Source organism: Chryseobacterium sp. 3008163, from assembly GCF_003669035.1.
In the GTDB taxonomy this organism is placed as follows: domain Bacteria; phylum Bacteroidota; class Bacteroidia; order Flavobacteriales; family Weeksellaceae; genus Chryseobacterium.
Map to the genome: position 1 here is coordinate 4,274,008 of NZ_CP033070.1, position 21,804 is coordinate 4,295,811.

15 protein-coding genes and 2 pseudogenes are annotated in these 21,804 nt (G+C 34.3%); 10 read left to right on the top strand and 7 right to left on the bottom strand.

The window, feature by feature from the left end; genetic code table 11:
- Nucleotides 1–246: 246 nt before the first annotated feature.
- The 3 genes and pseudogenes from EAG08_RS19810 to EAG08_RS19820 form a co-directional block, all read right to left on the bottom strand.
- A complete protein-coding gene (locus EAG08_RS19810) occupies nt 247–2,433 on the bottom strand; it encodes a B12-binding domain-containing radical SAM protein (protein WP_129536953.1) in 2,187 nt (728 codons plus the stop codon).
- Nucleotides 2,434–2,691: 258 nt separating this feature from the next.
- Nucleotides 2,692–3,953, bottom strand: a pseudogene (locus tag EAG08_RS19815) (aminotransferase class I/II-fold pyridoxal phosphate-dependent enzyme).
- A 74-nt stretch (nt 3,954–4,027) separates the two neighbouring features.
- Nucleotides 4,028–5,065, bottom strand: coding sequence for a PLP-dependent cysteine synthase family protein (locus EAG08_RS19820; RefSeq protein WP_129536954.1), 1,038 nt, complete (start codon nt 5,063–5,065; stop codon nt 4,028–4,030).
- Between the two features lie 225 nt (nt 5,066–5,290).
- Between EAG08_RS19820 and EAG08_RS19825 the strand changes: the two genes are divergently transcribed.
- From EAG08_RS19825 to EAG08_RS19865, 10 genes and pseudogenes are all read left to right on the top strand, one after another.
- The gene (locus tag EAG08_RS19825; protein ID WP_129536955.1) at nt 5,291–8,776 is read left to right on the top strand and encodes a DUF2723 domain-containing protein; all 3,486 of its coding nucleotides are present in this window, start codon (nt 5,291–5,293) and stop codon (nt 8,774–8,776) included.
- Nucleotides 8,777–8,878: 102 nt separating this feature from the next.
- Complete coding sequence (locus tag EAG08_RS22430) at nt 8,879–9,370, top strand: hypothetical protein (protein WP_228446661.1); 492 nt, start codon at nt 8,879–8,881, stop codon at nt 9,368–9,370.
- A complete protein-coding gene (locus tag EAG08_RS19830) occupies nt 9,367–10,371 on the top strand; it encodes a hypothetical protein (RefSeq protein ID WP_228446662.1) in 1,005 nt (334 codons plus the stop codon). Before EAG08_RS22430 ends, EAG08_RS19830 begins: the two co-directional genes overlap by 4 nt.
- A gap of 23 nt (nt 10,372–10,394) precedes the next feature.
- The gene (locus tag EAG08_RS19835; protein WP_129536956.1) at nt 10,395–10,925 is read left to right on the top strand and encodes a DUF1697 domain-containing protein; all 531 of its coding nucleotides are present in this window, start codon (nt 10,395–10,397) and stop codon (nt 10,923–10,925) included.
- The gene (locus EAG08_RS19840; protein WP_129536957.1) at nt 10,922–11,548 is read left to right on the top strand and encodes a hypothetical protein; all 627 of its coding nucleotides are present in this window, start codon (nt 10,922–10,924) and stop codon (nt 11,546–11,548) included. The genes EAG08_RS19835 and EAG08_RS19840 overlap by 4 nt, the downstream gene beginning before the upstream one ends.
- 294 nt (nt 11,549–11,842) lie before the next feature.
- Nucleotides 11,843–12,652, top strand: coding sequence for a 3-deoxy-8-phosphooctulonate synthase (gene kdsA, locus EAG08_RS19845; protein WP_129536958.1), 810 nt, complete (start codon nt 11,843–11,845; stop codon nt 12,650–12,652).
- 42 nt (nt 12,653–12,694) lie between these two features.
- Nucleotides 12,695–14,898 (top strand): annotated as a pseudogene (locus EAG08_RS19850) (TonB-dependent receptor plug domain-containing protein).
- Nucleotides 14,899–15,009: 111 nt separating this feature from the next.
- On the top strand, nt 15,010–15,408 hold the full coding sequence (locus EAG08_RS19855; RefSeq protein ID WP_129536959.1) for an HYC_CC_PP family protein: 399 nt from the start codon (nt 15,010–15,012) through the stop codon (nt 15,406–15,408).
- Between the two features lie 97 nt (nt 15,409–15,505).
- Nucleotides 15,506–15,979, top strand: a complete 474-nt coding sequence (locus EAG08_RS19860) for a DUF3347 domain-containing protein (protein WP_129536960.1) — start codon at nt 15,506–15,508, stop codon at nt 15,977–15,979.
- 100 nt (nt 15,980–16,079) lie between these two features.
- On the top strand, nt 16,080–18,872 hold the full coding sequence (locus EAG08_RS19865; RefSeq protein ID WP_228446664.1) for a multicopper oxidase domain-containing protein: 2,793 nt from the start codon (nt 16,080–16,082) through the stop codon (nt 18,870–18,872).
- A gap of 180 nt (nt 18,873–19,052) precedes the next feature.
- On the opposite strand, the gene EAG08_RS19870 is transcribed toward EAG08_RS19865, so the two are convergent.
- The 4 genes from EAG08_RS19870 to EAG08_RS19880 all read right to left on the bottom strand — a co-directional run bounded on the left by EAG08_RS19870 (nt 19,053) and on the right by EAG08_RS19880 (nt 21,503).
- Nucleotides 19,053–19,910, bottom strand: a complete 858-nt coding sequence (locus EAG08_RS19870) for an FAD-dependent monooxygenase (RefSeq protein ID WP_228446891.1) — start codon at nt 19,908–19,910, stop codon at nt 19,053–19,055.
- 14 nt (nt 19,911–19,924) lie between these two features.
- Nucleotides 19,925–20,092 (bottom strand): NAD(P)-binding protein, encoded by a 168-nt coding sequence (locus tag EAG08_RS22435; RefSeq protein ID WP_228446665.1) that lies wholly within the window; start codon nt 20,090–20,092, stop codon nt 19,925–19,927.
- Nucleotides 20,093–20,098: 6 nt separating this feature from the next.
- The gene (locus EAG08_RS19875) at nt 20,099–20,569 is read right to left on the bottom strand and encodes a hypothetical protein (protein ID WP_129536961.1); all 471 of its coding nucleotides are present in this window, start codon (nt 20,567–20,569) and stop codon (nt 20,099–20,101) included.
- Between the two features lie 67 nt (nt 20,570–20,636).
- Nucleotides 20,637–21,503, bottom strand: coding sequence for an RNA polymerase sigma factor RpoD/SigA (locus EAG08_RS19880; protein WP_034757900.1), 867 nt, complete (start codon nt 21,501–21,503; stop codon nt 20,637–20,639).
- Between the last annotated feature and the right edge of the window lie 301 nt (nt 21,504–21,804).

Consider the following 21,804-nt stretch of genomic DNA (forward strand, 5'->3'; position numbering starts at 1 on the left):
TTGCATGTCATCCTGAGCCTGTCGAAGGAAGGCTGTTTATCAAAAAATAAAATTCAATTGGCTTTAGCCTAAACATAAAAAATCCTGGAAAAAATAATTTTCAGGATTTTTATTTTATATAAATTTTATTGACGTTCACTTTATCTTTCTGTAGGAATCTAAACTTTTTTATCATAGAATAACTGCCGAGATTCCTACCGGATATCAATTATTTGTAAAAGTTATAAAAAAAATAATTCCGAAAACCTATAAACTCAAAATCACTCCATTTTCTTTCAACTGCTGCATCGGTTTTGAAAACCAGAACAATTCAAAATCTTCTAAGCTATTTTCAAAATCAGTTTTCAATTGTTGCAAAGTAATCCGTTTCGGATTCTCAAACGTATTTTCTTGTAGAACTTTAGTCAGCCATTCTCCTTTTTCCTGTTCAAAATCTACAGAAATAATATTTGTTTTTAAATGGAATGTAATTCTCTTGTACGCCCAAGAGTTTTGTTTTTTTGTTTTTATGTAATTCTCAGCGATTACGTTTTTCTTCAGAAAAATAATTTTTGAATTTCCTTTAAATGTAAAATTTTCCTCTTCCAAAAGTGAATCGTGAATATAATCAGGATGAATCGTTGTTTTTGGAATTTTAAAGTCAAACCAATTTTGCAGCGGTAATTCAAAATTAATTCCGTGCATATAATTGAACAAAGATTTTTTTAAACCAAAACTAAATTTGCTGTGATCGATTCCGGTTTTGTCTGTAAAATCAATATCATTGTTAGCAAATAAAATTTCCTGTTTTATCGGTGTAACTCCAAATTCCTCAGGATTCAATCCCACAGGTGAATGAGCAGTCATCGCAAACTGGTGCCAAAAAGCACTTTGCAAAATTCCCATCTCGAAAAGCTGACGAACCATCTCTAAAGAATCCACAGTTTCCTGAATCGTCTGAGTAGGGTAGCCGTACATCAGATACGCATGAATCATCACTCCAGCTTCAGTGAAATTTCTTGTTACCTGTGCAACTTGTTCGACAGAAATTCCTTTATCGATTAATTTTAATAATCGGTCACTTGCAACTTCAAGTCCGCCCGAAACTGCAACGCAACCAGAAAGTTTCAAAAGAAAACATAAATCTTTAGTAAAGCTTTTTTCAAATCTGATATTCGTCCACCAGGTTACCACGAGATTTCTTCGCAAAATTTCCAAAGCAACTTCACGCATCAAAGCCGGTGGAGCCGCTTCATCCACAAAGTGAAATCCGGTTTCACCAGTTGTTAAAATCAATTCTTCCATTCTGTCAACCAAAATTTTGGCAGAAATAGGTTCGTAAATTTTTATATAATCTAAAGAAATATCACAAAAAGTACATTTTCCCCAATAGCAACCGTGCGCCATTGTCAGTTTGTTCCATCTCCCGTCGCTCCACAAACTGTGCATCGGATTGGCAATTTCAATCACTGAAATGTATTGATCTAACTGTAAATCAGAATAGTCTGGTGTTCCAACTTGTGCCTGTTTGTAATCGTGCTTTGTGGAATTGTTTTTATAAACAACCTCTTCATTTTCAATTAAAAAAGTTCGTTTAAACTCAGAATTTTCATCTTTGTTTAAATTCTCATAAACCAATTCAAGAGGAACTTCTCCGTCATCTAAAGTGATAAAATCAAAAAATTCAAAAACTCTTTTGTCTTTAACTTCCCGCAATTCGGTATTTGGAAAACCACCGCCCATCGCAATTTTAATGTGAGGATAATTCTCTTTGATAAATTTTGCTGATCGAAAAGCAGAATATAAATTTCCGGGAAACGGCACTGAAAAACAAACCAATTTTGGTTGAACCAATTCCAGTTTCTTGTGAAGAATTTTTAAAGTAATGTCATCAATAAAAGTTTGATTTGAATTTAGTTTAGCATACAATTCGTCAAAAGAATTGGCAGACTTTCCTAATCTTTCGGCATATCTGCTAAAACCGAAATCAGAATCAACGTGTTCAACTATATAATCAGATAAATCTTCTAAATATAATGTAGACAAATGTTTAGCTTTATCTTGCAAACCCATATTTCCAAAAGCAAATTCCATATCATCGAGCTGATTGAAACGGGAAGCTTCAGGTAAAAAATTCATAGAACAAATCTGTCTGGCTAAAGTTGGGTTTCTATTTTGTAAAAAAAGAATAACCTGATCGATGGTTTTAATATATTCATCTCTTAACACAAAAATTCTTTGAGAGTTTTCGGATGTATTTTTTAAATCAATTTCTTTTGCAAAAACTCTACGAATTCCTTCCTTTGAAAATAATTCTAAAATCACCTCAATCCCCAAATCGATCTGATAGCTTGATATATTTTTGGTATTCAGAAAACCTTTGATATAAGCTGTAGCAGGATAAGGAGTGTTGAGTTGCGTGAAAGGTGGAGTGATGAGAAGAAGATCTTTCAAAAGTAATTTTTTGCAAATTTATGGGTTTAAATGGAAAATGAAGAAAATTTTTGAATGATTTAAAAAAATAAACATTAAGAAAGTTAGATGGTAAGAATTATGAAGTTAATATCTAAAGATTATTAAGCAGACTGCTTCATTCAAATTTATTTAAATCTTAATTAAACTTAATCTTTTCATCTTCTTAATGTTTTAAAATTTAAATAAAAAAACCGCTAGAAGATTCTAACGGTTTTTATATTTAATTGAAAATCATAATTACATTTGTTTGTACTCGATATTCATTTGCTTTTCCATTTCTGCGTAAACTCCGTAATTTAATTTTTCTTTGATGCCTCCAAAAGCTGCCAAAGTTTCATTAATTTCTGAATCTGTGTGTGAAGCTGTAGGAATTAATCTTAATAAAATCATTCCTTTTGGAATTACAGGATATACTACAACTGAAGTAAATACACCGTAATTTTCTCTTAAATCTTTTGCTAAAAGTGTCGCTTCAATCGTAGTTCCCTCAATGAAAACCGGTGTTACACAAGTGTTGGTATTTCCAAGATTGAAACCTCTTTCTTTCAATCCGTTTTGAAGTTTGTAAACATTTTCCCATAATTTAGCTTTAATTTCGGGACGTGTTCTAAGCAATTCTAATCTTTTTAAACCTCCAATAACCATTGGCATTGTTAAAGATTTAGCAAAAATCTGAGAACGAAGATTGTATTTTAAAAATCTGATAATCGTTGCATCTCCTGAAAGAAAAGCTCCGAAACCAGCCATCGATTTAGCAAAAGTTGAGAAGTACACATCAATCTGATCCTGACATCCTTGCTCTTCACCCGCTCCGGCTCCGGTTTTACCCAAAGTTCCGAAACCGTGTGCATCATCAACCAAAAGTCTGAAATTGAATTTAGATTTTAAATCACAAATTTCTTTCAGTTTCCCCTGCATTCCTCTCATTCCGAAAACACCTTCTGTAATCACTAAGATTCCACCGCCGTTTTCTTCAGCTACTTTGGTTGCTCTTGCTAAGTTTTTTTCTAAACTCTCAATATCATTATGTTTAAAAGTGAAACTTTTTCCCATGTGAAGACGAACTCCATCAACGATACAAGCGTGAGAATCTGCATCATAAACAATCACGTCATGTCTTGTCACCAACGCATCGATACATGAAACCATCCCTTGGTAACCGAAATTCAAAGATAAGCAGCATCTTTTTGAGTAAATTCTGCCAATTCTTTTTCCAGTTGCTGATGTTGTTGAGTTTCTCCGGACATTGCTCTAGCGCCCATCGGATAAAACATTCCGAATTCTGCAGCAGCTTTTGCGTCAGCTTCCAAAACTTCAGGATGATTACACAATCCTAAATAATCATTAGCACTCCAGAAAATTACATCTTTACCTTGAAATTTCATTCTCGGGCCAATCGGACCTTCCAATTTTGGGAATACAAAATATCCTTCTGCGTAATCTGCAAACTGACCAAGAGGTCCCGGATTTTGTTTTATTCTTTCAAAAATATCTACCATTGTATGAGTATGTTTTATGTAAAAAAGCCTTTTGTAATTTACGAAAAGGCTTGATTTGTATTTATAAATTCTTATTATTTGATGAATTCTGTTTTGAAAACTTCATCATAGTTGTGGAAACAGTTGTTGATGAATCCTTGTTCTTCCATCCATTTATCACTGTACACTTTTGTAATGTATCTTGATCCGTGATCAGGAAAAATCATGACAACGAAATCATTTTCAGTCAGTTCATGAGACTGAGCATATTGTATCAATCCCTGAGTAACGGCTCCCGTTGTATAACCACCCATAATAGCTTCCTTTAAAGCAATTTCACGGGTTCTGTACGCAGACATTTCGTCGTTGACTCTCACAAATTCATCCACTTTATCAAAAAGCAGGGCTGAAGGAATTAAATTTTTCCCCATTCCTTCAATCTGGTAAGGATGAACATCTTCTTTATGAATTTTTCCGGTTTCGTGGTAACTTTTCAAAATAGATCCGTCAGCATCTACACCGATGATTTTGATGTTTGGATTTTTTTCTTTTAAGAATTTTGCAGAACCGGATAATGTTCCGCCAGTTCCTGTACATGCAAAAAGGTGAGTAATTTTCCCTTCCGTCTGTTCCCAAATCTCAGGACCTGTTGTCTGATAGTGGGCATCAACATTCAATTCATTAAAATACTGATTGATATAAACAGAATTTGGGGTTTCGGCAGCAATTCTTTTTGCTACTTCATAATATGATCTTGGGTCATTCGCAGGTACATTCGCAGGACATATATATACTGTGGCACCAAGAGCTTTCAGATAAGCTATTTTTTCAGCTTTTGTTTTGTCACTTACTGCTAAAATACATTTGTATCCTTTGATGATACAAACCATAGCCAGTGAAAAACCAGTATTTCCGGAAGTAGTTTCTACAACTACAGAATCTTCCTTTAATAAACCTTTTTTCTCAGCGTTTTCAATAATATGAAGTGCGATTCTATCTTTTGTGGAATGTCCAGGATTATATGATTCTAACTTGGCATAAACTTTTGCAGGAATCTCTTTAGTTACTATATTAAGTTTCACTAAAGGGGTGTTCCCAATCAAGCCAAGAATATTATCGTAAACATTACTCATTATTTGTTATTTTTTTCAAATAAAATCTGACCGCAAAAATACAAAAAAATAAATAATTTTTAAACTTTTCAGAAATTATAAGTGCTGAAAGTAGAATTATCTCTTTTAAGCTTTTGATTACAGCTTCGAAACGTTGACAAAAAGCACGCCAATTTTTTAAATTTTGTTAAAATCGAATATAAACTAATCTAAAAACCTTATTTTCGCACTAATTGATTTTATACTATGAAAAACTGGACTTTTAGGCAATGGAACACCCTTCTCGGATGGGTGATTTTCGTCATTGCATTTTTCACGTACTTATCAACGATAGAACCCAATTTTAGTTTTTGGGATTGTGGTGAGTACATTTCTTCAGCCGTAAAATTAGAGGTAACGCACGCGCCGGGAGCAGCTTTGTTCCAGATTGTGGGTGCGGTTGCTGCAATATTTGCGTTTGGAAAAGGTGAAAATTATTCTATTGTAATTAATGCAATGTCTGCATTATTCAGTGCATTTACAATTCTGTTTTTGTTCTGGACGATTACCCATTTTGTAAGAAGACTTCTGAACAAAGATTTTGAGGAAGTTACAAAACATCAGGAAATTGCTATTCTTTTTGCCGGAGCAATTGGAGCTCTTTGTTTTACCTGGTCAGATACGTTCTGGTTTTCTGCGGTAGAAGGAGAGGTTTATTCAATGGCTTCATTGTTTATTGCTATCTTGGTTTGGCTTATCACCAAATGGGAGAACGAGTACAAAGAAGTAGATAATGAACGATGGATTATTTTAATCTTTTTTGTTGTAGGTCTCTCTGTAGGTGTTCACATGATGTGTATGTTGGCAATTCCTGCAATATGTTTAGTATACTATGCAAGAAATTATGAATTTACCTGGAAGAATTTCCTTTGGGCAAATGCTATTACATTAGGAATATTAATTATTGTCTTCAAAATTATCTTCCCGGTAATCATGTCATTATTCGGAAAACTTGAAATATTCTTTGTCAATGGTATCGGTCTTCCTTTCCACTCAGGAACGATTGCCGGTTTCATTATATTGGTTGCTATCTGTTATTTCATTCTAAAATATGCGAGACAGGCGAAGAAAAATATTTTTCAAACCATTGCTTTATCGGTAGTATATATGATGATTGGTTTCTCATGTTGGATGGTAATTCCGATCAGAGCTAATGCAAATCCGCCGATGAACCTGAATGATCCGGATACCGCAATTGGTATGCTTGATTATTACAACAGAGAGCAATATGGTGACTGGCCAACAATTTACGGTCAAAACTATACTGCATTTTTAGATAACAGCGGGATTGAAAAGAATGAAGACGGAAGTTTTAAAACTACAAAAACAGGCGAAGTTTTTGAAAAAGATGAGAAAACTGGAACGTACAGAAAAACAAGTGACCGTTTTAACTATGTTTTCAATCCAGCTCATGTGAGCTTGATGCCGAGAATGTTCAGCGAAGACAAAGCTGTAATGGGAAATTATATCTCTATGTACGGAGCGCCAGATTTTCAGTTTAATTATGCCAATGAAAATATTGCTGATGATCCGCAGGCTAAAGAAATTTTTGACGAACTGAGAGGTAAATATGAAGATGGAAGTATAACTGCCGCGGATTATTTGAAGGTAAAACCTTATGAATTAATTACTGTTCAAAGACCTTCTTTTGCTCAGAATATGAATTATTTCATCACCTTTCAGAATGGATACTATTTCATTAGATATCTCTTATGGAACTTCGCAGGAAGACAAAACGATCTGGAAGGAAGCAGTGAAAATACGAGTGGAAATTGGATTTCCGGAATTCCTTTTATCGATAACTTCAATTTAGGAAATCAGGATGCAATGCCTGCGAAATTTCATAACGAAAGTACAGTAGCATTCTTCTTCTTACCTTTATTATTAGGAATTATCGGATGTTATTTCCAATTTATGAGAGATTTTGGCAGATTCTATGCCCTTTTATCTTTATTTATATTAACGAGTGTGGGAATTGTTTTCTACACCGGAATGAAACCTTTCGAGCCAAGAGAAAGAGATTACGCAGTGGTCGGTTCCTTTTATGCCTTTGCAATATGGATAGGGCTCGGTGCTGGAGCAATTCTCTGGTACTTGCAGTCTAAAGTAAAATCAAATGCTGCCAACATCGGTTTTGGAGTTGTTTTAATGGCAGTTCCTTTGATGATGGGCTTCCAGAACTATAATGTTCACGACAGAAGTGGAAGATATACAGCGTACGATTATTCATATTCAATGTTGAAATCTTTGCCAAAAAATGATATCTTATTTGTATATGGAGATAACGATACATATCCGGTTTGGGCAATGCAGGAAACTGAAAGATTCCGTGATGATGTGAAGGTGGTGAACTTTACGCTTCTTTCAACCCCTTGGAATATCGATCAGGTAAAAAGAAAAACATACAACGCCAGCGGAATCCCAAGTCAGTTGACCCACGACGATTACAGAGATGGTTCTAATGACCAGATTTATCTGATGAAAAAAGATGACTGGAAGAATATTTTAGCCAATCTCCAAGAGTCAGGAGCTCCGGCAAATCTTTTACAGCCGTTCCAGAAATATTTGGTTCAGGATTCAATGACGTTAAAAGAAGCTGTGAATTTCCTTAAAGTGAAGTCTCCTGAAAAAGATGAGATTTTAAAAATGATCTTTGGGGAAGCGCGTTATGAGAAATACAATTTCTTACCTGTAAGCAAATTTATTTTACCGGTAAACAAGCAGAATGCTTTGAAAGCAGGAATCATTAATGCTGCTGATGTTCCAAATACAGTTGATCAAATTATGATTGACTACAAATCAGGAACTTTATACAAAAACAACCTGATGATGTTTGATATTTTGGCAAACTTCGATTGGAAACGTCCGATTAACTTCTCTTCAGGCGGAGTGTATGAAAGCGAAAACATTTTCTTCTTAGATGAGTATCTTCAGTTTGACGGGTTCAGTTATAGATTAGTACCAATTCATACACCAAGAAGCAGTGATGGAGAAATGGGTAGAGTAGATGCAAACTCATTGTATAATGTTGTGAAAAACTTCAAGTGGGGTAATTTCAAAGATCTGAACGTTCATTTTGATGAAACAGCTACTTCAAATATTATCAGCTACAGAAGTTCTGCAAGTAGAGCAGCAGCAGCTTTAGCATTATCTGGACAGAAAGCGAAAGCTTTAGAGATTTTAGATTTAGCATCAAAAGAAATTCCTGCAGAGAAATACAATGATCCACGTTCTTTAAGTTCAATGGTTTATGGTTACATCGTTGCCGTTCAAGAGCAAAAAGCATTAAAATTAGCTGAAATCTTGAAGAAAGGAATTTTTGAAGAGTACGATTATTACTTAAGTTTAAGTAAATCTGAGCAGGCATTTACCGGAAGACAGATGAGATCAAAACCAATGGAATATTCTCTTGTAGTAACTGCAGTGACGGATGCTTATAAAAAGATCGGACAAAACGAAAAAGCTTACGCTTACCTGGTAAAATCTATCGAACCAATTGATAAGAAATTCAATGTTTTCGTAAAAGATCTTCAGCAGATGGGCAAAGAAAAAGCGATGAAAGAATCTGAGAAAGTACAGGAAATCACCCCTTTCTATCAGTATTTATTTGATATTATGGAGCCATTTGATTCTACTTATTCAAAAGAAAAAGAAGATCAGATTACTTCAGCAATTATCAAAGCGACACAGTAAAAATCAATTTTTAAAATACTTCAAAACGGAACTTCGGTTCCGTTTTTTTTATTGTTGATATTCAAGAATAATAGAATTATATTTGTGCATCAAAAAAACGCGATGGCCGAAAACACTAGTAAAAATCTCCCGCTGTATGCTGTAATCTTTGCAGTGATTGCAAAACTTTATTTTCTATTGACGCACCATATTCAGGAAGACGCTTTCATCACTTGGCGGGTGGCCCAAAATTTATTGGATTACGGAGTGATTGGTTTCAATGGCGATACCAAAATATCAGCTTCTACAACACATCTGTATGTTTTCGTTTCTTATTTTTTTAATTTAATTTTTGGGAAAGAGAATTTTATCGAACCTCTCTTGATTCTAAACACCATTCTTTTTACGATTGGAAGTTTATTTCTTTCTCATTTATTATTAAAAAATCCTTGGCATAAAGCAATTTTCATCTTTTTATTTGGGCTTCTGCCGCCTTCCATAAAGATCTCGATTCTCGGAATGGAATACGGAATTCTGTTCTTCCTCGAAATGGCTTTGCTCTATTATGGCTTTAAAAAAGAAAAAAATGGGCACTCATTGTATTTCCAATCTTGATTTTATTCACAAGAATTGATACCGTAATTTTCCTCGGAATTGTCTTTTTGGTTGATACTTTTTGGAACAGAAAAATAAAATGGGTCTATATTCTAGGTGGAATTTTAGGAGTTTCTGCGGCTTTGGCTTTCAACTGGTTTTACTTTGGTGAAATTGTGAATAATACGATTGTTGCTAAAAAGTTGGCGTACGACAGAGTGTATACTTTGCATCAGGATTTCGAATATTTCAGATTAAATTATGGAAACTTCTGGGGAATGCTGAAGCTTCCCGATGACTTCAATCCGGTGACGATTGTTATTGCTGTTTTTGAGTTGTTATGTTTTATTTATTTAATCAGACAGAGAGAAAAAAGAAATTATTTCTTATGGATTATTTTTCTGTTTGCATGGACGAAACAGATTATTTTTCTTTCACAAAAAAGCCTTTTCGACTGGTATTATTGGGTTCCACAGATTTTACTGTTCGTTCCGGTTTTAATCTTTGTTTTAGAACAAAAAGTAAAAAGAAACTGGTGGCTTTCGGCATTGGTTATTTTCTATATTTTACCGATGCTGGCTTTCCAAACAATCCATTCTATCGCAACCGGAAACGGTGAGTGGAATTACAGAAGATCGATCGGATTATTTTTAAACAACTACGAAAAAGACAAAAAACAATGGATTTTACTCGAACCTGCGGGATACATTCCTTATTTTTCTGGCTTAAAAACCATCGATGAAGTTGGATTGGTTGACAAACAGATTCAGGAAGAAATTAAAAAAGATAAACCTCATTACTGGCTTAATACCGTTAAAAAAAGACAGCCAAAATATTTGCTTTCTTACAATAATTTATTTGAAGGTAAGGATGCATATTATTATAAAACACATTATAAATTGTTAAATGAATTCCGTGTGAAGAATCATTTGCAAAGTGACAACAAGATTTTAGAGAAAATTTACAAACTGAAGCCTTCCGGAACGGATTACAATCTTTACGAAAGAATGAAAGATAAATAATTCAGAACTTTAAACCTAAACCCATGAAATACTGTGCTTTCCTCCGTGGTGTCAACGTAAAAGGCACGAATATGAAAATGGCAGAAGTCTGTGAAGTCTTTAAAAATGTAGGGGTGCAGGGTGTTGTGTCGGTTTTGGCGTCGGGAAATATTATTTTTACTTCAGATCAAAAAGTTGAAGATTTAAAAATGATTCTTGAAAAAGCAATGTCGGAGCATTTTAATTACGAAGCGTTTCTTTTTGTGAAATCTAAAGAAGAAATTGAAAGTTTTTGGAATTCAAATCCGTTTGATAAAAATGAAGATTTACACGTTTATACATTTATAGGAAATAAAGATGTAGAAAGTGTTTTAATGAAAGAATTTGAAGCTGATTCAAAACCCGAAAACGAAGATGCAAAAATCGTCAACGGAAATTTCTATTGGCAGGTTCCAAAAGGGAATACTTTAGATTCTACTTTCGGGAAAATTTTAGGCAGAAAAAATATGAAAGATCAGTTTACAAGCAGAAATATTAATACATTTGAGAAGATTTTGAAAAAAACACACGCATGAGAAAAATTTTTATTAGTTCATTTTTGGTGGTAAGCGTTTCGATGTTTTCGCAAACAGTTTCGGATTTGAAATTTGATTCGAATGTTATAGATTCTGAAAATTCTTATGTTGCTTTACAAAAGAAGGAAACTGACACAAAGTATGGCTATGGATTTATCTATTTTGATGAAATGGCTGGATATTCATTCCGAAGTTTAGGAGATTTGGCTGTTGAAAATGGAAAACTGAAAGTTGTTACTGATGAGTTTCACAAATCATCAATGCTGATTTCAAGAATTGGAAATTTCAATCTTAAAACAGCTAAACTGAGTGATGATGTAGTGAAAAAACTGAATTTAGAGTCACCGCCTAAATGGTTGGGAAATTATAAAGGTTCAAAGCCAGAGAATGAGAAAATCCTGGACAGAGCAAGCAAGCTTAACGGTGCGAACAACCCGCAGTTAGCATTGCCAAAACTTTTAGAATTACATAAAAATAATTTTAAAACAGAAGCGTTATATTTTGAATTGATATTTTCATACAATGCTTTAGGAAAATTTCCAGAGGCAGAAATGATAAGCCAAGAAGCAATTAAAAATAAGAAAGCAGATGATTTGATAAAAAAGAATACATCTACTCACTAGTACATCAAAATAAATTAGAAGTTGCAGATGATTTTCTGACCAAGAATATCTCTTCTTTTACCACAGAAAATAATAAGGCAGAAGCGATGATTAATATGGTCGCATCCAGTGCTCACAATAATGATTTTTTAATTGCCGATAAATGGTTAAAAGAACTAAAATCACAGCCCAGCTTTGGTAGATATCAAAATAATATCAAGCAGTTAGAAGGTATCATTAAAGATAAAAAAAGTAAAATTCAATAAGCAAGCATAAATTTTTAAAACTGTTTAGTTAAAATAAATTCAAATAAAAATGATTCAGTACTTAGACAACATACAGCACAAAGATTCAAAAAACTTTTTCTTAATCGCAGGACCATGCATCATCGAAGGTGAAGATATGGCATTGAGAATTGCAGAAAAAGTAATTGAACTGACCAATAAATACAATATTCCTTACATTTTTAAAGGAAGTTTCAAGAAAGCCAATAGAAGCAGAGTAGATTCTTTTACGACAATTGGTGAAGAAAAATCTCTGGAAATTCTTAAAAAAGTTGGGGAAACTTTTAATATTCCAACCACCACAGATATTCACGAAAACGATCACGCAGCTTTGGCGGCGCAATATGTGGATGTTTTGCAGATTCCGGCATTCTTAGTGCGTCAAACCGATTTATTAATTGCCGCAGCAAAAACCGGAAAATGTGTTTCATTAAAAAAAGGACAGTTTCTTTCTCCGGAATCGATGAAATTTGCAGTTCAGAAAGTGACTGATTCAGATAATCAAAAAGTAGCCATCATTGAAAGAGGAAATTCTTTCGGATATACCGATTTAATTGTTGATTATAGAGGAATTCCTACGATGAGAGCTTACGCTCCTGTAATTTTGGATGTTACGCATTCTCTTCAACAGCCTAATCAAAGCTCAGGAGTTACGGGAGGAAGACCAGATTTGATAGAAACCGTTGCCAAAGCAGGAATTGCAGTGGGTGCGGACGGAATTTTCATCGAAACACATCCTACACCGGAAACTGCTTTATCTGACGGAGCCAACATGCTTCGACTGGATTTATTAGAAGATTTATTACAAAAATTAACAAGAGTTAGAGAATCCATTTTGTAATTGTTAAAAAATCCTTAATTTTAGAATTCTAAATAATTTCTTTTGAAAAAACTAGTTTTACCACTGAGCCTCATGGTTCCGATGTTAGTATTCTCCCAAACCAAAAAGAGAGATACAACAAGAACAACAAATATTGAGGAAGTCGTTTTCCAGAAAAAAGTAACAGGAAGCACGAATGACCTTACCACTGTAAAAATATCTGCAAAAGATGCTCAGAATGTGGCAAGCATTTCCGGAGGGATCGAAGGAATTATTAAAACGTTACCTTCTGTAAACTCCAACACAGAACTGTCTTCGCAATACATGGTGCGTGGTGGAAACTACGACGAAAACCTTATTTACATTAATGATATTGAGATCTACAGACCTTTCTTGATAAGAAATTCTCAGCAGGAAGGTTTAAGCATCATCAATCCTGATATGGTTTCTACAGTGAATTTTTCTGCCGGCGGTTTTGAGCCAAGATATGGTGATAAGATGTCTTCAGCATTAAATATTTATTACCGTGAGCCTGAAAAATTTGAAATTTCAGGAGAAGCAAGTTTAATTGGTGGAAGATTAACAACTGGTTTAGCTTCAAAAAATAAAAAATTAACAGCTTTATTTTCAGGAAGATATAGAAATACCAATTTGGTACTGAATACTTTGAATGAAGATACTGATTTTAACCCGGTATACTACGATTTTCAGACCTATCTTAATTATCATGTGAGTGATAAATTTACCATGTCATTCATCGGATATTATTCAAAGAACGACTATGAAATGTTTCCCAAAGAGCGAAGTGTAGACTTTGGTTCTTTGCAGAGGCCAATTAATCTTTCTGTTTTTTACAACGGTAAAGAAAACGATCAGTACAAAAACATGATGGGAACGTTCTCTATGAACTATAAACCGTCTGACAAATGGAGATTTACTTTAGACAGTTTTGCTTATCAAAACAGAGAAAAAGAATATTATACAATCGCTTCGAGTTATATTTTACAGACTTTTGACCCGATTACAGGGAATCCGATTACATCTTACGATATAGGCGGACAGATTGAACATGCTCGTAATGATTTGTTTGTAAGAACTTACGGAACGCAGTTCAGAACTCGTTTTTCACCGAATGTAAATACAGATATTGAATTTGGTTTTAAATATGAAAAAGAAAATCTTCGTGATTTAACCAATGAGTATAAATTAGTAGATTCATCTGGATACAGTATGCCAAGACCTCCGGATGATCCGAGATTTCCCGATGCTTCAGACTTAGATCTATTTTACAGCATTCAGGGTAATAATCATATCGAACCGACTAGAATGTCAGCGTATGGACAGTATTCGCAGAAGTTCTACTGGGGTTCGAGCAAAGTTTTTGTAAACGCTGGGGCGAGAGTTGCACATTGGAGTTTTAATGATGAAACCATATTCTCACCAAGAGCACAGTTTGCCATAAAGCCTGATTGGAATACAGATATGTTGTTCAGGGTTTCGGGAGGTATTTATTACCAGGCACCTTTCTATAAAGAAATTAAAGATTTAAATGGAAATTTTAATGCGAATATAAAATCTCAACGTTCGATTCAGGCAATCGTTGCCAATGATTTTGAATTTGAGTTCGACAACCGTCCGTTTAAATTAACGACAGAAGCATACTACAAGAAAATGGATAACCTTATTCCGTATTATATGGATAATGTAAGAATCCGTTATTCCGGTAAAAACAATGCGTCAGGTTATGCCTATGGGCTTGATACCAGATTGTTTGGTGAATTTGTTCCAGGAGTAGATTCTTGGTTGTCTGCGAGTTATGCTAGGATTTATGAAAATATTGACGGAAGAGGAGATATTCCAAGACCGACCGATCAACGTTTCAGATTTGCAATGTTTTATCAGGATTATATGCCAAGATTTCCGCAAATGCGTGTGAATCTTACGTTAACCTATGCAATGGGATTACCAAACGGAGCGCCGGTTTTCACAGATCCTTATCAGTATCAGAAAACTTTGCCTTCTTACAAGAGAGTGGATTTAGGTCTTTCTTATGCATTTGTAGATGCTAAAGAAAAAAACAGACTTATGGTTTCTTGAGTAATTTTGATGAATTAACATTAGGAGTTCAGGTCTTTAATGCATTTAATATTAACAACACAGTTTCTAACCAATGGATAACTGATGCGAATACGAATTTGATGTACCCAGTTCCAGTACGTTTGACGGGAAGGTTCTTTAATGTCAAGCTTGAGTTTAAGATTAAATAAAAACTTAAATTTTATCAAAAATATACAATGACTCCTGAAATTTTCAGGAGTTTTTTTTATCCTTAATTTTATAACAATACCCCTTAATTTTGTAACAATCATTCAACGGATATTTTTACCTTTGTTTCAGCTTATGAAAAGATTCTTGCCATACTATTTTCTATTTTCTACTTCGGTTTTTCTTCCGGAGCAGTTTTTAGCATGCATTATTGTATGAAAGAATTGGTTTCAGTGACTCAAAAATCTGATGATACCTGTAGCAAATGCGGAACGAAAGAAAAGAGAGACTGCTGCAAAACCGAAATAAAATTGGTGAAAGTTGAAGATTCTCAAAAATCAGATTTCTTGAAAATTGAATTTCTGCAAACTGTTTCAGAAATTCAAAATCATCAGTTTTTCTTTACAGACCAATCATTTTTAGCTACAAAATTCACTCAAATTCAGATCAATGCACCACCGGAAAACCGGCCGGTTCCGATCTTTATTCATCATTGTAATTTTAGAATTTAAAATTTGTTAGTCGTTTGATATTCATATCATAATGAACGACATACTTTGTCGCATCATGCGATTTTCAAATTATTATTCAATCTAAAATCTTAAAACAATGAAAAAATATATCATTACAGCCCTATTTTCTTTATTTGCAATCGTATCTGTCTCAGCTCAGCTAAAATCTGACACTCAGGTAACAAAGCTTTACCTAAACTATATTACCATCAAAAATGCGTTGGCTTCAGATAATGCCGACAAAACTTCTCAAGCTGCAACAGAGTTTATTAAAACTGCTTCAGCTATCGATTACAAAGTTCTTTCTGAAGGGAATGTGAGTACTCTGAAGAAAGATGCAACAGCGATTTCAAATGCTAAAGACATTGCGGCTCAAAGAGAGAGTTTCTTTAATCTTTCAGACAACATGATTGCTTTGGCGAAGCAGTTTAAAGTTTCAGAAAGTCCGATTTTCATTCAGTTTTGTCCGATGGCAGACGGAAGCTGGCTGAGCAACGAGAAAAAAATCATCAATCCTTATTACGGCAGCTCTATGCTTTCTTGTGGTTCTGTAAAATCAGAGATTAAATAAATATTGTATTTATTTGTAAAATAATCAGTTGAATATATTTAATTAAAATCTACTTTAATAGGTTAGATTAATATTCAGCTATAAAGAATTTTGAAATATTATGAAAAAAATAATAATGTTTCTGATGCTTTTGTTCTCTGTTTTCAGTTTTTCACAATCCGTTAAGACATATTTTACGTGTCCGATGGATAAAGATGTCATTGCATCAAAACCCGGTGACTGTCCTAAATGCGGAATGACTTTGATGATGAAAACCGTCGTCATAAAACCTAAGGTTACAGAAAAACCATCAGTAAAAAATATACCGAAAGCAACAGTAAAATCAGAAATAAAAATCAAGGCTAAGAATAAGCCTGAGATTGCGAGAAAAGTTGAAGTTAAAAAAGTAAGCAGTGGTAAGAAATCTAATGAGATTAATAAAACTCTAAGTGCTAAACCGATTTTAGATTCAAACACTCAAACTAAACCTCAGTCTCAATCTCAGTCTAAAATAAGCTACACTTGTCCGATGCATCCTGAAGTCGTTTCCGACAAACTTGGGAAATGTCCAAAATGCGGAATGGATTTAGGAGAAGTTGAAAATAATGCTCAATTTGAGCCTGAACCTAAACCTGAGAAATCTGTTTTAAAAAGAAATTCCGAAAATGGAAAAATATCTTTTGGCGGAAAAACAGTTCGCTATGATTTATATGTAAAAGATACGATTGTCAATTTCACTGGAGAAAACCGCAGAGCAATCGCCGTAAATGGAAAATTACAGGCTCCGACTTTATATTTCACAGAAGGAGATACTGCAGAGATTTATCTTCATAATATGCTGAAGGAAAATACAGGTTTCCATTGGCATGGCGTGATTTTACCGAATGAGCACGACGGAGTTCCTTACCTGACAACAAAACCTGTGGAGCCCGGAGAAACTCATTTGTATAAATTCAGAGTTTCGCAGAACGGAACGTATTGGTATCATTCACACGAGGGTTTGCAGGAGCAAATCGGGATGAATGGAATTCTGGTTTTCAATAAAAGAGAAGGCGAGCCTAAAACGGAATACACAAAAGAAATTCCGGTGCTTTTAGGTGAATGGAGTGACGAAGATCCGATGCAGATTGCACGAAGGCTTCATATGGCGAATACCGATTGGTATGCAATTAAAAAAAATGCAGTCCAGAGTTACTGGGAAGCGATAAAATCCGGAAACTTCGGAACAAAAGCCCTGAATGAATGGAAGAGGATGGAAGCAATGGATGTAAGCGATGTCTATTACGATAAATTTCTGATCAACGGACTTCCAAGTTCTGAATATTCAAATCTAAAAGCGGGTGACAAAGTACGTTTGAGAGTCGCCAATGGAGGATCTTCTACTTATTTCTGGCTAAATTTCGGTGGCGGAAAAATAAAAGTAGTAGGAAATGACGGAAATGATGTCGTCCCTGTAGAAGTAGATCGTCTGATTGTAGGCGTTTCGGAAACGTATGATATTGAAGTCACCATTCCAGAAAACAAAAGTTTTGAATTTCGTGCGACGTCAGAAGACAGAATTGGTCACGCTTCTTTATGGTTAGGTTCAGGTGAGAAAATTGAAGTTCCCAATTTACCGAGATTAAAGCTTTTCGAGGGGATGAAAATGATGAACGGCATGATGAAGATGAGCGGAAATATGAAACCGATGAACATGGTCATGGGAAATCAGATGATGGACATGAATGAAGTGATGTATCCTGAACTTTCTGAAAGTCAGCGAAAAATGACGATGAAGCACATGAATGAAATGATGGGGATTAAAGAAAAAAAATCAGAAAAAGAAGCAGATCATTCTAATCACTCAGGAATGGATATGGAGGAAAAATCGATCAAAAGATTATCGTATAATATTTTAAAATCTCCCGAAAAAACAATTCTTCCTACAGAAAATGTTCGTGAAATGAAATTTACGCTGGAAGGAAATATGAATCATTATCTGTGGACTTTAGATAATAAAACGGTTACAGAGACCGATAAGATTTTAGTGAAAAAAGGAGAGGTTTTGCGAATTACTTTGTACAATAACTCGATGATGCGGCATCCGATGCATTTACACGGTCACGATTTTAGGCTGATCAATTCAAAAGGAGAATATTCACCCCTAAAAAATGTTGTAGATATTATGCCGATGGAAACCAATACGATTGAATTTGCAGCCAATCAAGATGGCGACTGGTTTTTTCACTGCCATATTCTGTATCACATGATGGCGGGAATGGGAAGGATTTTCAGTTACGAAGACTCAAAACCTAATCCGCAGCTGCCCAACAGAAAGCTAGCCTGGAAAAGCTTTTTAAAAGATAACAGAATGATAAGTTCGATGGCCATGGTCGATCTTCACAGCAATAAAATGCATGCAGAAACGATGACAATGTTCGGACCGAGATGGGCAAATCTGAATGAATTTCATTCGAATTGGGAGTTTGATCATTTTGACGGAAACTTTAAAGTCGGTCAGTTTTTAGGAAAATTTCAATGGGCGATTCCTTATGCAGGTTTGAGGATTCAAAAAAGTCATGAAATCATGGAGCGACAGATGGCTGAAGAAATGGGAGAAGATTTTAATGGAAAGAAAACCTGGTTCGGACAACAAAAAGCTTCGAAAAATAAGACTGTATTCATTATTGGAGCCCAATATATTTTGCCGATGCTGATCACGGCAGATGCAAGTGTTGATCACAATGGGAAAGTATTATTGGAATTAAGCCGGGAAGATATTCCGATTTCCAGAAGATTGAGAGGGAATTTCAGTATCAATTCTGATGGAGAATTTACCTCGGGAATACGGTATATTCTACAAAAATGGTTATCCGTTTCCGGAAATTATGACAATGAAATGGGCTGGGGTGGCGGAATTACGCTGACCTATTAAATACAAAGGCTGCTTTAATTGTTAAGCAGCCTTTTTTATTTACTTGTTTTAAATTTCCTAAATATTTTAGAAGGAAAAGAATTGGCAGCCAGAGAATTGAAAAATCATATTTCCAGTTGTAGAATTTTCTCAATCATTTTTGATTAGTACTTTCAGGAATTAATCTCATCACGAAGTTTCTTAAAGTATTTCCTTTTTCCCACTGAGAAATCTGCCCGATTTTCCAGCTGGTGTTAACGATATAATCAACTTTTTTCTTCTGGTATTTTGAAATTCTTCAAAAACTGAATTGAAATTTTTGTTATTTTCTAATAATTTTCCAAGCACATAAGCATCTTCAATCGACTGACACGCACCTTGCCCCATATTCGGAGTTGTTGCATGAGCTGCATCACCAATTAGACAAAGGTTTTTAGCAAACCATTTTGGAATAGGAGCGAGGTCAATAATATCATTTAAAATAATATTTTCTGGTTTTGTTGCTTCCAAAATCTGTAAAACTAACGGATCAAAATCTCTGAAAGTTTTAGTTAAATCAGTATTTGCTGTGAAATTGTTTTCGTTGATTAAAGCGTACCAATACACTTTATTTTCAGAAAGCTTCACAAAACCAAAGCGTTTTCCCTTTCCCCATATTTCTAAAGCATGATGAAGATATTTTTCAGGAAGATTAAAATTGGTTAGTCCGCGCCAACATTTTTGTTTGGAATTTCTGATGGTTCCGGTTTCTAGAATTTGATTACGGACTTTAGAATGAATTCCATCTGCTCCAAAAACGATTTTGCTTTCGATTTCATTTCCGTTTTCAAAGTTTAAATGATAATTTTCATTCTTCTCAATCTTTTGTAAACTGTGATGCAGCTGTAAATTTTCAAAGCCGATATTTGAAGCTAAAATATTCTGTAAATCTGCTCGGTGAATGGCAACATTACAAGAATTAAATTTCTTTTCCAAAGCCAGAACATTCGTTGTTGAAATGGTTTTCAGTTTTTCATCCGTAATAAAAATTCCATGAATTTTGTTTCCAGCGTTTTCAATTTCTTCTTTTAATCCTAATTTCTCAAAATCTGCATTGCATTAACGGCCATCATAATTCCTGCTCCGACAGGTTTTATTTCCGGTGCAGATTCGTAAATGGTAAAGTCTAAATTTTGTTGCTTCAGAATATTTCCTAAAGTCAAACCGCCAATTCCGGCTCCGATGATTGAGATGTGATTCATTTAAAATTATTGAAATTTAAAATAAGTTAAATCAAATTTTGTATTAGTGAAATCTAATATAATTCTATAATCGATCTTTGCTAGTCCTCTTTTCGAAAAACCTTTTATTCTAATTTTATAGTCTACTTGTTGCTTTGAAATGTAATTAATTTCTTCCCAAACACACGGAAAATTTTCATTATTTCCAATTTTACTAATTTGTAAGATAGGTTGAGCTATATTGAAAATTTTACTTCTAGTAAGTAGAAAAATGTGGTTATCCAAAAGAATAATTGTTGATTTATTAATCTGGTAATTGTAAACGGATTTACTACTTGATACATCAATATCGGTGTCAATATCACTTAGTTTGACAATTTTTTTTCCTGATAAAGATTCCAAAAATCTTTTCTCTTTATTCTTGTTATGATAGTGAGATACTAATTTTCCTGCGAAAATGATAAAAATTATTATTCCAAAAATTAAATAAATTTCCATATTCAAATATAAAAAAAGCGGAGCTTGAAAAATTCAAACTCCGCTTAATAATTATTTAAACTAAAAATTATTTACCTAAATAAGACTTCAAAATCTTACTTCTGGTATTGTGTTTCAGTCTTTTGATTGCTTTTTCTTTGATCTGACGAACTCTTTCTCTTGTAAGGTCAAAAGTTTCACCGATTTCTTCCAAAGTCATTGGATGCTTACCGTTCAGTCCGAAATATAATCTTACCAAATCAGCCTCTCTAGGAGTCAACGTGTTCAATGCTCTTTCAATTTCAATCTGAAGAGATTCAAGCATCAAATCTTTATCCGGGCTTGGAGATTCTCCGGAACGCAATACGTCATACAAGTTAGAATCTTCACCTTCTACCAATGGAGCATCCATCGACAGGTGTCTTCCGGAGTTTTTCATTGATTCTTTGATGTCTTCTTCACTCATGTCAAGAACTTCAGCCAATTCTTCCGGAGAAGGTGGTCTTTCGTTTTCTTGTTCAAGGTGAGCGTATGCTTTATTGATTTTGTTTATCGAACCAATTTTGTTCAGCGGTAATCTTACAATTCTCGACTGCTCAGCCAAAGCCTGTAAAATCGACTGACGAATCCACCATACGGCGTAAGAGATAAATTTAAAACCTCTTGTTTCATCATATCTTTTTGCAGCTTTCATCAATCCTAAATTCCCTTCGTTGATTAAATCGGGAAGAGAAAGACCCTGGTTTTGGTACTGTTTTGATACTGAAACTACGAAACGAAGGTTGGCTTTAATCAATTTTTCCAATGCGACTCTATCGCCGGCGCGGATTTTTTGTGCCAAATCTACCTCTTCGTCTGCGGTAATCAATTCTACTTTACCAATTTCCTGCAAATACTTGTCTAGTGAAGCGGTTTCCCTGTTGGTAACCTGCTTGGTTATTTTTAATTGTCTCATTTATCGTTATTCTCAAAAATAGAGTTACTGTATATTATACGTTTGAAACGATCAAAAGGTTACACATGTTTTAATTATTTTTTATTTAATTAAAATAATGCTGGATTTTTAGTTGTAAATTATGGCTCATGTTTTTATAAATGAGAAATGATGTGTTACTTTTTAGCCAAGTATTTTCAGTTACGTCACTTCGAGTAGCTTTCAAAAAAGCGTATCGAGAAGTTTTTGATCAATGACTGAATTTGTTAGAAGTTCATGGGTTCTCGATACATTTTTCTACGTTTCACTCCGAAAAACACTC

Bases quoted from the DNA above. Each gene is read 5' to 3' on its own strand.
- EAG08_RS22435 (WP_228446665.1), bottom strand. From the start codon at position 20,092: ATGAATCACATCTCAATCATCGGAGCCGGAATTGGCGGTTTGACTTTA.
- EAG08_RS19825 (WP_129536955.1), top strand. From the start codon at position 5,291: ATGAAAAACTGGACTTTTAGGCAATGGAACACCCTTCTCGGATGGGTG.
- EAG08_RS19880 (WP_034757900.1), bottom strand. From the start codon at position 21,503: ATGAGACAATTAAAAATAACCAAGCAGGTTACCAACAGGGAAACCGCT.
- kdsA (WP_129536958.1), top strand. From the start codon at position 11,843: ATGATTCAGTACTTAGACAACATACAGCACAAAGATTCAAAAAACTTT.
- EAG08_RS19840 (WP_129536957.1), top strand. From the start codon at position 10,922: ATGAGAAAAATTTTTATTAGTTCATTTTTGGTGGTAAGCGTTTCGATG.
- EAG08_RS19865 (WP_228446664.1), top strand. From the start codon at position 16,080: ATGAAAAAAATAATAATGTTTCTGATGCTTTTGTTCTCTGTTTTCAGT.
- EAG08_RS19875 (WP_129536961.1), bottom strand. From the start codon at position 20,569: ATGGAAATTTATTTAATTTTTGGAATAATAATTTTTATCATTTTCGCA.
- EAG08_RS19860 (WP_129536960.1), top strand. From the start codon at position 15,506: ATGAAAAAATATATCATTACAGCCCTATTTTCTTTATTTGCAATCGTA.
- EAG08_RS19835 (WP_129536956.1), top strand. From the start codon at position 10,395: ATGAAATACTGTGCTTTCCTCCGTGGTGTCAACGTAAAAGGCACGAAT.
- EAG08_RS19820 (WP_129536954.1), bottom strand. From the start codon at position 5,065: ATGAGTAATGTTTACGATAATATTCTTGGCTTGATTGGGAACACCCCT.
- EAG08_RS22430 (WP_228446661.1), top strand. From the start codon at position 8,879: ATGGCCGAAAACACTAGTAAAAATCTCCCGCTGTATGCTGTAATCTTT.